The organism is Bacillus tuaregi (assembly GCF_900104575.1).
GTDB classification, from domain to species: Bacteria; Bacillota; Bacilli; order Bacillales; family Cytobacillaceae; genus Bacillus_BD; species Bacillus_BD tuaregi.
The window spans coordinates 2,052,903-2,065,403 of record NZ_LT629731.1 but is presented as its reverse complement, the minus strand read 5'-3'; the positions used below and the strand labels follow the sequence as shown (position 1 = coordinate 2,065,403).

Here is a 12,501-nt window from a genome sequence, read left to right as displayed (position 1 = left end):
AGTGAGAAAAACTGGATAGACACTATCCGCCCAGTTTTTCTCACTTTTTAAAAACTAACATGGCATTACACGGCAGTGCCGGTCTGCTGCAGAGCGTTTCTCACTTCATCGGGAATGGAAACGGCTTTTAAGTTGGGATTTAATGCTGCCCAAGCGCGAATTTCCATTCCTTCGGCAACCATTTTACCCTCTTTTAAAAATACGTGATTGATTGTGAACACTTTATTACGTACTTTTGAGACAGTCGATTCAACGGTCACCTGGTCACCAAAATACAAGGGCGATTTAAAGACACATTTTGCTTCGACAAGCGGAATTCCTATATTTTCATTTTCATAAAGCTTAGTTGTCGGATATCCTATTTCGGTAAAGTAATGGTGTGAGGCTTCATCCATCCAGCTATAAAAGCTTGGGTAAAAGACAATTCCAGCCGCATCTGTTTCACCCCAGCGAACTTGAAAATGATACTCAATTGTTTTCACTTTTTTCGTTTCCTCATTACAATTAATAATAATAACACATCTCCTTTCCTCAGCCTACTAACCTATCGAAGCGTTGCTTGTAATTGTTGTCTTAATTCCTTTTCCAGAGCAACCCGTTTTATTTTTCCACTGTCGGTCATTGGGAACTCATCAAGAAATATAATTTTATCCGGAACTTTATAATCGGCTACTTTATCCCTAATATAGTCCTTCATGGCTCCTTCATCTTCATCATGACCCGTTTTTAATTTAATCGCTGCACAAGACACCTCTCCTAGTACCGTATCAGGGAGCCCGATAATAACCACTTCTAAAACACTAGGATGCTTATAAAAAATTTCTTCAATCTCACGAGGATAGATATTAAATCCACCTCGGATAATCATTTCCTTTTTTCTGCCGACAATTCGAATGTATCCCTTTTCATCCATCGTCGCTAAATCTCCTGTATGAAACCAACCTTCATGGTTGATGGCTTCAATGGTTTGTTCAGGGCTTTGATAATAGCCCTTTGTTATCCCAGGTCCTCTTAACAATAATTCTCCTACCTCATTATTCTGAACCGTCATCCCTTGTGCATCCACAACCTTTGCTTCGGAATCAGGGAGAGGTCTTCCTACCGTTATCGATTGAATATAGTCATCATCATCAAAGGATGTTGCCGTAATGGAGGCGGTGGACTCTGTTAAACCGTAAAACACAAGGATATTACAGCCCATATCATTGCGAATTTTTCTTACGATTTCTTCTGGACATGGTGCAGCTGCAATAATCCCTGTTCTAAGCGAAGAAAGATCAAATTCAGAAAATCTTGGATGGTTTAACTCCAGGATGAACATGGTTGGGACACCATGATGAACAGAAATCCTTTCCGCTTCAATCAGCTCTAAGGCATGAATGGCCTTATATTGATCCATTAACACCATTCTTGCTCCAGCTGCAATGGCCGACATGATTCCAGGCCCCATTCCAAATACGTGGAACACAGGTACAGCGATGAGAAATACATCCTCAGCTGTACACTTTAATTTCACATTCGATACCTCTGCCGAATACATGAAATTGGAATGTGTCAGCATCGCACCTTTTGGTTTACCCGTAGTTCCAGATGTATAAAGAATCGAGAACACATCCTCAGCCGGATCAATTTTGACCTCTGGATGTGGCATAGCACTTCCTAGTTCTAATAAATCATCTAATGAGAGGTGGTCATCCTGTTTAAACCGAACCGTAAAAATGTGTTCTAAATCGGAGTGGTTGTTGTTAAGAAAAGGCTGAAAGAATTCAGCATGCTTATATTCCTCGGCAACAAACACAGCCTTTGCTCCCGATTTTACCAATACATTGCTGAGCTCATCTGCACGATAGCGTGTATTACATGGCACCAATATAGCTCCCAATGAAGCCAATCCAAAATAGAGAGAAACAAACTCATTCCAGTTAGGGAGACAAACAATCACTCGATCTCCTTTTTGAATCCCCTTTTGAGCTAACCCCGAGGCGATTAACTGTGCTTCCTTATATAATTGTCCGTAGGTAACTCGGGTGTATCCATCATAAAGTACTTCCTTCTCGGAGTTCATTTTATAGGCTCTTTCCAGTGCTTCAGGTATTGAAATAAATTTCTTCACATGCTTCCCTCCTAATCCATGAAACTAGTAGATATTCCCGAAAGATACATAAATAAAGATACATAAATGGTCCCCATTTGACAGGGCTTTCATTTTTGCAAACGACTCCTCCTTTGTCCTAATTCGGAATGACTCCTCCTATGCCAGCGTTAAATGACTAAGATCAAATTCGCCCGTCGAATTTGCGTCCGGATTACCTGAGCTCGCTCGGGTAAACTACCTTTAAAAAATCGCATGACTCGCCGGAGGCTTAACTTCATTCAGCCGGGGTTTGAACCCCCACTGAATCGAAGTTCGATTTGCCTTGATCCCGCACTTGTAGAAGTGGAGGACTTCTGTACCTGTCGCAAGCTTTCGGTACAAAAAGCATTTGCTGAATGAAGTTAAAATAAGATTAAAAATTTTCTGTCTTTTTATTATGAAGGAATTTACTTGATAGCTGTACCGACATGATAATGGAATTATCGAGCCGGTTTTCCACATCTTGAAGGAAGGCAGGATGCGAGAAGCTCCATTTGTGTATCAATATAACCTGAGGGACTCCTGTTCCATGCTAATATTAGGAAAGATCCACTTTGCCTATATGTAAATCATAGAGCTTATACGCCATCATTAAATCAAATCGATATTCTGAATCATTAATATCGATATCAAGTAAATCAACAATTTTCTCAAGTCGATAGATAAGCGAGCTTCGGTGAATATATAATTCCTCCGCTGTTTCTTTGATACTCCCATTTCGTTCAAGATAGACCCGCAGTGTCTGAAATAAATCCATACTTTTACCCTCAGAATACTCCAGTAATGGAGCCAGATGCTTTTGAATAAATAGGTCTGATATTTTCGAATCCTTTAATTCATGTAATATCGTATAGGAGCCTAATTCATCAAACAGCGCAAATCCGATATCATAAAAACGATTCATGACTACATTTAACGCCTTTAATGCTTGAATATAGCCAACATAGTAGTCACTTAATTTTTCTGTTTTTCCACCAACCGTTATATAAACCTGAAAATGTTTGAAATTAATGTCCATCCATGATTTTACATACTGATAGAGCTTCGACCAGTATACCTTTGGTTTCCCTTCCTCACTTTCAGTCGGAACAACAAGGATCGATTCACCATCTTTATTCGCCATGCGAATTTCCGGATGGCGGTGTGAAATTTTTTCTTTTATTTGTTCCCATATCAATGACTTTTGTGCTTCCATTTCTAATACATTTATCTTTTTGTTCTTATCTTGAATCGATAGAGAAAGAACTGCCACGCGATGGGGGCGAAATAAATCCCATTTAAATAGATTAGCATATTGAATGATGCTTTCTTCATCATCAATTTTCTCTACAAGCAGTTTATTCATGAAGCTTTCCTTCACCTGTTCCCTCGCGTCTAACACGAGCTTTTGTTTAATAAATTGCACCGAATAGATATTTCGAGCGATATTTATGCTTAAGCGATTATACGTATCCAGTTCATCATTCGTCATATCGACGACTAGGTAGCCTAATAGATCTCCTCCTCCATCAATCGGCCAGGCACCTAAGTGAATAGCATGGTTCTCCTTTGGGGTAAACCATAACCCGACAGGCTGTTGACTTTGAACAATCTTATAGGTGGCAAGCTCAATCAACTCTTGAAGCTCCTCTTCTTCTTTTTCAAAAAGCTTATAGGATAGTGGCCTTAAGAATCGATCGAGCAATATAACAGAAGTCGAAAATAGCTTGCTAAGGGTATCTGTTATTCCGTCAAAACTATCTCCCTCTACTGTTTTTTTGACGAGAGATTGTTGATAATCCAGTAAATAATGAAGTCTCTGTTTATTCTCCTTTTCATTCCGATACAAACGGGCATTTTCCAGCATGACGGCAACATGATTTGATAGAAAGTCTAATGTTTCTAAGTCATCCTGTGTAAAAATACCGTTATTTTTATTTTCAATAAATAATACTCCTACGGTTTTTTGATTAAATAGTAAAGGAATGGTTAGTTGCTTAGCACCTGGAGTCTCTACGTTGGGGAAATAATGGGATAATTCGTCATTCTTTTCGACTTTTATCTTATGTTCTCGATCCATGTTACCGTAAGAAGGAGGCTGGTAAATAAAGCAATTCTTATTTTCATCATATAAATAAATACAAGCAGCATCGGCTCCAACCAGTTTACTTGCCCCTTTTGCCAGCTTCGCTACGGCTGCTTCAACCGAAAGGTCTAGTGACGAGTTTTGATTAATCCATTCTACTCCCTGTATTCTCGTTTGTTGCAACTCCTTACTTTTAAAGAGGTTAATAGCCGCCGCAACGTCTTTTCCGAATTCATCGAAGGACTGTTCCAATTCCGGAAAAAAGGTTACTGGCTGAAGATAACCTGCAATAAAAAACCCCAATGAATGGAATTCATCCTTCAATGGTACCGTAAACCATGCCGGTAATTCTTGCTCTATCCATAGATTGGTAAATTCACAGGTAGAATCTTTATCCTTAGAGGTAAACATCATACTTTTCGTTAATAAATTGGGATTACATTGGTCCACACTTAGAGAAAAACTTTCTATTCCTGTTGTTAACGCATGCTCCCATAGCTTTGGAATAAAGCGATCTCCATCGATTAAAATGATCCCGACAAAGTCGCATGAAAGCTTCGAACGAATGGAATGAACTAAGAATTTCAATGTTTCCTCTTCCGTATCATAATGAATCATTTGCCGGGTTGTCAGGCGAAGGTGAGCATCTAATCTCTTGACTATCTTTTCATTATTGGTTATTTCCATTACCGCATCCCCTTTTATGCTAAAAGTTAAGAATTGTTATGTAGCTATTAAATGATCATATTATGAATTGTTTCAGTCTTGTCTGCTTTTTGCAAGATAATTCTGAAACTTAATAGTATTATATCAGAATTTTACAATTTAACTTCATTCAGCAAATGCTTTTTGAACCGAAAGCTTGCGACAGGTACAGAAGTCCTCCACTTCTACAAGTGGGAGATGAAGGCAAATGGTTCTTCGATACAGTGGGGGTTCAAACCCCGGCTGAATAAAGTTAAGCCTCCGGCGAGTCATGCGATTTTTTAGGGGTAATTTACCCGAGCGAGCTCAGGTAATCCGGACGCATATTCGACGGGCGAATTTGATTATTTTATTCTCATGATATCATCCCATCTTTTTCAAAATCCTCATCGGTCAAAACGTCTGAATTTCAATCGTTAAATACCTACTTATCATAGTATGAATATATTTCTGCTGATTGGTAAGATTATTACTAATTTCTGATAATTCAGAACTATTACAAGTTTTGATGAATCAATACAGTGGAAAGGAGAAGCCTTCATACTAGGATAATTATTTAAAGGAAATGAACCCTAGCACGTAAAAAGTTAAGCCTCCGGCGAGTCATGCGATTTTTTAAAGGTAGTTTACCCGAGCGAGCTCAGGTAATCCGGATGCAAATTCGACGGGCGAATTTGATTCTATTTATAGGAGGAAAGTGAATGTCTATCTTTAAAAGAAAAGATGGAGAAATCCAGCCCTATTGGCCGATTGGAAAATATCAATTGAGGCTGCCGTTTATCCATTATCGTTTAGAAACACCTGAGTTGATTCAAGGGGTTGTTATTTTTACCATTGGACTGAGTATGATTGAAATTATGAGGACGGTCCTCGGGATGTCCTATGAGGCAGCCTTAGCGATTGTCATTCTACATCTGATCCTAATGGTATTGCCTTCTACCCTTGGTGTTCCATTTGTTTCTGGTTTCATCACCCCGGTGTTACCGGTATTGATTGTCTTCCTAGGAAAATTCGAACCCGGTCCTGAAGCCGTTCGAGCCTTAATTGCTGTGCAGTTTGTGACAGCGCTCATTTTCTTTCTTCTTGGGGTCACAGGTCTTGGACAAAAGGTGATTAAGATTTTGCCTAATTCATTGAAAGCAGGAATTTTAATTGGTGCCGGGATTGGAGCCATAATGGGGGAAATTCAAGAAGGCGGCCGGCTAGCGGCAACCCCTATTACGTTAACAATCGGTGGAATGCTTTGCTTATATATCATGTTCTCTCTTCATTTCAAGAAGCTATACGCTCATAACCGTTTCTTTAAGAAAATTGCTAACTTTGGGATTGTACCCGCCATTCTTATCGCAATGGTCGTGGGCTGGATTGTGGGCGAATATTCGATGCCACAGGTACAATGGGGAATTACAATCCCGAATATTGCGGAATTATGGAATGTAACACCATTTGTTGTTGGCTTCCCTAGCCTCAGCTTACTAATAAGTGCGATTCCAACAGGGATTCTTGCTTATATTATAGCTTATGGTGATATTATCGTTGGTGAAAATATCGTCCGCCGTGCAAATGAAGCTAGAAAAGATGAAAAAATTCAATATGATATGAATCAAGTTCATATGGTGACAGCGGTTCGCGGATTTTTACATTCCTTCTTTGCACCGCATCCAGGGTTAGCAGGCCCATTATTCTCTGCCGGAACAGCCTCAGTTGCCGAACGATATACCTTTGGCAGAAAAGCAATGGATTCGATTTTTTCTGGTTCTAATTCACTCGTTATTTCGATGATATGTGCCCTATTCGTCTTACCGCTTGTTACATTCTTTCAACCCATTTTACCGGTTGCTTATTCCATCACACTCATCCTGACAGGGTATCTCTGTGTAACACTTGGCGTGAAGCAGGTAAATACAGAAGAAGAAATCGGTGTTGCCGTAGTCATGGCCGTTGTCCTTGCACTTTACGGTGCGGCATATGGATTAATGATTGGGATGGTGCTTTACTTCCTTATCCAACGTAAGAATCTATTGTCCTTGAAAAAAGATGGAATGGAAAAGGCCGTAACGGAAAAACAAGAAGAAAAAGCTGAACAGATTTCATAAAAGATTAGACAAGTTTTCCACATGAATAAATGAAAAAAGCTGATCCCCAGTCATATACTTGTGACTGCTGGAATCAGCTTTTTTCATTTAGATAATGGACTTTTCAAGTATTTCAACTATATCAAGCGTTTGAACCTTTTCATTTACCTCTTTAGCTTTCGTTCCATCACCGATCATGGTTAAGCAGTAAGGACAGCCTGTACTAATAATGGTTGGATTTGTATCAAGCAGCTGCTCCGTTCTTGCTACGTTGATTCGTGTCCCCTTGTCTTCCTCCATCCACATGAGTCCGCCGCCGGCACCGCAGCACATAGCCGTTTCACGCTTGCGCTCAGGTTCTACGAGAGTAACACCTGGTATCGCCTTCAAGATGTCACGTGGTGCATCGTATACATTGTTATAACGGCCTAAATAACAGGAATCATGGTACGTAATGATTTCATCAACAGCCTTACTCGGCTTCAGCTTGCCTTCTTCCATTAACATAGTCAGCATTTGTGTATGATGATATACCTCTGCTTCTAAGCCAAATTCAGGATATTCATTCTTAAGTGTATTAAACGCATGTGGATCCATCGTGACAATTTTCTTCACATTATATTTCTTGAACGTTTCAATATTTGTGTTGGCTAATTCCTGGAATAAGAACTCGTTACCAATCCGGCGCGGTGTATCACCGGAGTTCTTTTCTTCATTCCCAAGAATCGCAAACTTTACCCCTGCATGATTTAATAGTCGAACAAAGGACTGTGTCAGCTTTTGACTGCGATTGTCATAGGACCCCATAGAGCCAATAAAGAATAAATAGTCGAACACTTCGCCTGCTTTTTTCAATTCTTTTGCTGTTGGAATGATGACCTCCTCTACAGCATCACGCCAGTTGACACGTTCCTTACGGTTCATTCCCCATGGATTTCCTTGACGCTCGATATTGGTTATCGCGCGCTGGGCATCACTATTCATTTTTCCTTCTGTCAGTACTAAGTAACGGCGAAGATCGATGATTTTATCAACATGCTCATTCATCACAGGACATTGATCTTCACAGTTTCGGCACGTTGTACAGGCCCAAATTTCCTCTTCTGTAATGACATCCCCAATTAAACTAACATCCTCCTTGGCGGCTGCGACTTCCTCTGTCCCACTGCCTGCTAACGCCAGTTGGTTGGCTTTTGTGTTTTTAAAAACAAAGGCAGGTGCCCAAGGCTGTCTGGACGTAACCGCTGCCCCTTTTTCTGTCAAGTGATCTCTCATCTTCAAAATCAAGTCCATAGGAGATAATGTTTTTCCGGTACCTGATGCCGGACACATATTGGTACAACGTCCGCATTCGGCACAGGCATATAAATCAATCAGCTGTTGCTGCTTAAAGTCCTCAATTTTTCCAACACCAAACACCTCTTTTGTCTCATCCTCAAAATCAATCTTATTTAATTTACCCACTGGGCCTTGCTTTTTGAAAAAAATATTGACCATGGCGAACAGCTCATGAAATTGCTTTGACTGTGGTACAAACACAAGGAAGGTAAAGACCGTCAGCATATGAATCCACCAGAATACATAGAACAGGAACGTTCCGGCATTGGCTCCAATTCCAGAAAACAGCTGCGCAATCACACCTGAAAATGGCGCATAGACTAGATTAGGTTCGTGATTTAACATAACCGCTTCAAACCCTAATGTAATCAAGATTGATAAAGTCAGGGTACTTAAGGCAAGATAAACAAATGCGGCTTTACCATCGCGCTTCCATTGCAATCGCTTTAGCTTTTCGCCATATCGGCGGAAAAAGCCATAGAGAACGGCTATAAGCATAAGGAATGTCGCCCATTCCTGCAGGAGACTAAAATATTTATGGGCTTCACCAAAAGGAAATTCATAGCCATTAATAAATCCCTTTACGATTAATTCAATAAGACCTATCTGAATGATAAAAAAAGTATAAAATAAAACGAGATGCATCAGACCGCTTTTATTGTCTTTGAACAGCTTCGAGTGACCGAACCCGTTCTTTAAAACGAGATGGATTCTTTCCTTTAGGTTTGGTTCGAACTCCGCTTTTTTGCCAAGCTTGATAAACAAATAGCGGGTATATACAAGATTAACAAATAAATAGACTGCATATCCTGCCACGGCTAGGAAAGCAAGTAAATTCAATAATGATAACATCCTATTCATCTCCTCCCATGGTTGCTGTAAGTAAAAGGGAGGAAATGATTTCCTCCCTAATTAGATTTACCACAATTATTCTGTTTAGTTAAAAGCTACGCTTATCAAATTCGCTCGTCGAATTTGCGTCCGGATTACCTGAGCTCGCTCGGGTAAACTACCTTTAAAAAATCGCATGACTCGCCGGAGGCTTAACTTCATTCAGCCGGGGTTTGAACCTCCACTGAATCGGAGTACCATTTGCATTCATCCCCCACATATAGAAGTTGCGGACTTCTGCTGAATGAAGTTAAACTCAGCTACTAATAACGGCACCACTTCAAAGAGATCTCCAACAATTCCATAATCAGCGATGCTGAAAATATTGGCTTCGGGATCCTTGTTGATGGCAACAATCACTTTTGAGTTTGACATACCGGCTACATGCTGAATCGCACCAGATATTCCGCAGGCGATATAAATATCAGGTGTCACTACCTTTCCAGTTTGACCAATCTGTAAGGAATAATCACTGTACCCCGCATCACAAGCACCGCGTGAAGCCCCTACTGCACCACCAAGTGCATCAGCTAACTCCTGAAGGATGTTAAACCCTTCCTCACTCTTTACACCACGGCCGCCGGATACAATCACCTTCGCCTCTGACAAATCAACGCCGCCTGCCGTTTTGCGTACAATGTCTTTTACGATTGTACGTAGATCCTTCATATCAACCGCAAAGGATGCTATTTCACCTGTACGTGCTTCTTCCTTTGCTAAGGCTTCGATATTATTCGGACGAATTGTAGCAAAAATCAATCCCTCTTTCATAACCTTTTTCTCAAACGCTTTCCCTGAGTAAATTGGGCGAGTAAAGATGAACTTCTCGCCGTCCTGTTCAAGGGCTACTGCATCAGAAATTAAACCAGCATTTAACTTCGCAGCAATTCGTGGAGAAATATCCTTTCCAATCGAAGTATGTCCCAAAATAAAGCCTTCAGGTTTCTCCAGCTCTAGCACCTGCATGACTGCCTGCGTGTATCCATCAGGTGTAAAGTTCTGTAAATGTGGATGATCAGCCACTAAAACACGATCTGCTCCGTATTGAATCATAGTCGGGGCTAGACTAGCAGCCTCATTTCCTAGCAAAAGTCCAACGACCTCTCCTGCAGCTGCTATTTGCTTCGCTGCCGCAATCGCTTCAAGCGAAACCTGGCGCAGCTCTCCTTGACGTACTTCACCTAAAACTAATACCTTTTTTGACATAACGGTCCCTCCCCTTATTTCATATATTCTAATTTTGGACGAGCATTATATGGTCATTTTGGATTATTATCGTAGTAAAGAGGCAAGCTCTTTCACTTGTTGAGAGATTTCACCTGCAAGGATTCTTCCTGTACTCTTGGCTGCCGGCATAAAGCGGTTAACAGTGGTTGTTTTTGCTTCTGCCTCTTCCTCATCAATGTCTAGGTCATCTAAATCTAGTTTTTCTAACGGTTTCTTCTTCGCCTTCATAATGCCTGGTAGGGAAGGATAGCGCGGTTCATTTAATCCTTGCTGGCAGGTTACTAACAATGGAAGCTGTACTTCAACCGTTTCCACATCTCCTTCGACATCACGTTCGATGATGGCTTTGTCCCCTTCCACTGCCAGCTTCGTAATCGTTGTCACACAACTGAATCCTAATGCTTCTGCAAGTCTCGGGCCGACTTGACCGGAACTGCCGTCAACGGTTGTATTTCCCGCTAAAATAATATCGGCCTTTTGGTCTTTCAGGTAGGTGCTTAAAATGAATGCAGATGTAAATTCGTCACCTTCTCCCACCTCTTCATCATGAATCAGAACGGCTTTATCAGCACCCATCGCAAGGGCTGTTCGAAGCTGTTTCTCCGCTTCTTCTTCCCCTAATGTCACAACCGTTACTTCGCCGCCATGTTCTTCTCGTAGTTTAAGAGCTTCTTCAACGGCATATTCATCATAAGGATTAATGATGAACTCTGCACTTTCCTCATTGATTTGTCCGTTTATAATAGAAATCTTTTCTTCTGTGTCAAAAGTACGTTTCATCACAACATAAATATTCATTGTATTTCCGCTCCTCCTTAGTTCCTAATGTGTTTTTTTACATCTATTAATCTGCTAGAATATCCTTCGCAATGACGACACGTTGAATTTGGTTTGTGCCTTCATAGATTTGCATAATTTTCGCATCACGGAAATATTTTTCAACCGCATATTCGCGAATAAAACCGTACCCTCCGTGAATTTGCACAGCATCTGTTGCTACTTTCATCGCTATGTCTGAAGCATAACATTTAGCAAAAGATGAAGCCTTTGTATTCGGTGTTCCCTGTTGTACATACCATACCGACTTATGAACGAGTAATCGGGCTGCTTCTACCTGCATGGCCATATCTGCTAGCATAAATTGAATGCCCTGGAAGTTGGCAATTGGTTTTCCAAACTGCTTTCTTTCTTTCGCGTAACGTAACGCTTCTTCGTAGGCCCCTTGTGCAATCCCCAGGGCCTGGGCACCTACCATTGGACGAGCATAGGATAACGCTTTCATAAAGATTTTAAAGCCATCACCCTCTTCGCCAAGTAGATTCTCTGCGGGAACACGTACATCATCAAAGGTTACGGAAGCCGTGTTGGAGGATCGCAGACCCATTTTCTTTTCATGCGGACCGACATTTAAGCCTTCTAATTCTCGGTCAACGATAAACGCAACAAATTTATTGGAGTCTTTTAGTTTCGCTAAGACAGTATAATAATTCGCATAGCTGGCATTTGTAATAAAACATTTCTCTCCGTTTAAAATGTATTCATCCCCAACACGCTCTGCAGTAGTTTTCAAACCAGAAACGTCACTGCCAGCAGACGGTTCTGTAAGAGCAAAGGCTGAGTATCCTCCATTGACAATAATCCCAAAATACTTTTTCTTTTGTTCTTCTGTCCCACCTACAAGGATGGGATACGAGGCCAAGGAATTGGCTTCAACCGAAGTCGCAATCCCTGCGCAGCCTCTTGCTAATTCTTCTACAATTAAAGCATGTGAAATCTTATCGATTCCAGGTCCGCCATATTCCTCCGGAAGAGCTAAATTATATAAACCGACTTCTCTCAGTTTGTCATGGATGTGAAAAGGAAATTCTTCCTTTTCATCGTACTCCCTTGCTACTGGGATCATTTCTTGATTCACAAAATCCCGTGCCATTATTTTGATTGCTTCTTGATCTTCATTTAATCTAAAATCCATTTCCGTAATCCCCCTTAAACATATCTAATTGACTCTAAATGAATATTTACTATATCGTTTTAGCTCATAGTTAAATTTTAGGGTGTTTTCAGGT

General features: G+C 40.7%; 8 protein-coding genes. 1 reads left to right on the top strand and 7 read right to left on the bottom strand.

What is annotated here, in order from left to right:
• Positions 1 to 65: 65 nt before the first annotated feature.
• The 3 genes from BQ5321_RS12170 to BQ5321_RS12160 all read right to left on the bottom strand — a co-directional run bounded on the left by BQ5321_RS12170 (position 66) and on the right by BQ5321_RS12160 (position 4,886).
• On the bottom strand, positions 66 to 473 hold the full coding sequence (locus BQ5321_RS12170) for an acyl-CoA thioesterase (protein WP_071396890.1): 408 nt from the start codon (positions 471 to 473) through the stop codon (positions 66 to 68).
• 71 nt (positions 474 to 544) lie between these two features.
• Positions 545 to 2,113: a class I adenylate-forming enzyme family protein gene (locus tag BQ5321_RS12165; protein WP_234978393.1), complete on the bottom strand. Its 1,569-nt coding sequence runs from the start codon at positions 2,111 to 2,113 to the stop codon at positions 545 to 547.
• A gap of 559 nt (positions 2,114 to 2,672) precedes the next feature.
• Positions 2,673 to 4,886 (bottom strand): helix-turn-helix domain-containing protein, encoded by a 2,214-nt coding sequence (locus BQ5321_RS12160; protein WP_071394747.1) that lies wholly within the window; start codon positions 4,884 to 4,886, stop codon positions 2,673 to 2,675.
• Between the two features lie 719 nt (positions 4,887 to 5,605).
• Between BQ5321_RS12160 and BQ5321_RS12155 the strand changes: the two genes are divergently transcribed.
• Positions 5,606 to 7,000 (top strand): solute carrier family 23 protein, encoded by a 1,395-nt coding sequence (locus BQ5321_RS12155; RefSeq protein WP_071394746.1) that lies wholly within the window; start codon positions 5,606 to 5,608, stop codon positions 6,998 to 7,000.
• Positions 7,001 to 7,087: 87 nt separating this feature from the next.
• Here the strand turns inward: BQ5321_RS12155 and BQ5321_RS12150 are convergent, their stop codons facing one another.
• The 4 genes from BQ5321_RS12150 to BQ5321_RS12135 form a co-directional block, all read right to left on the bottom strand.
• Positions 7,088 to 9,178: a (Fe-S)-binding protein gene (locus BQ5321_RS12150; protein ID WP_071394745.1), complete on the bottom strand. Its 2,091-nt coding sequence runs from the start codon at positions 9,176 to 9,178 to the stop codon at positions 7,088 to 7,090.
• A 237-nt stretch (positions 9,179 to 9,415) separates the two neighbouring features.
• On the bottom strand, positions 9,416 to 10,414 hold the full coding sequence (locus BQ5321_RS12145) for an electron transfer flavoprotein subunit alpha/FixB family protein (RefSeq protein ID WP_071394744.1): 999 nt from the start codon (positions 10,412 to 10,414) through the stop codon (positions 9,416 to 9,418).
• Between the two features lie 66 nt (positions 10,415 to 10,480).
• Positions 10,481 to 11,233 (bottom strand): electron transfer flavoprotein subunit beta/FixA family protein, encoded by a 753-nt coding sequence (locus BQ5321_RS12140; RefSeq protein WP_071394743.1) that lies wholly within the window; start codon positions 11,231 to 11,233, stop codon positions 10,481 to 10,483.
• A 46-nt stretch (positions 11,234 to 11,279) separates the two neighbouring features.
• On the bottom strand, positions 11,280 to 12,407 hold the full coding sequence (locus BQ5321_RS12135; RefSeq protein ID WP_071394742.1) for an acyl-CoA dehydrogenase family protein: 1,128 nt from the start codon (positions 12,405 to 12,407) through the stop codon (positions 11,280 to 11,282).
• Between the last annotated feature and the right edge of the window lie 94 nt (positions 12,408 to 12,501).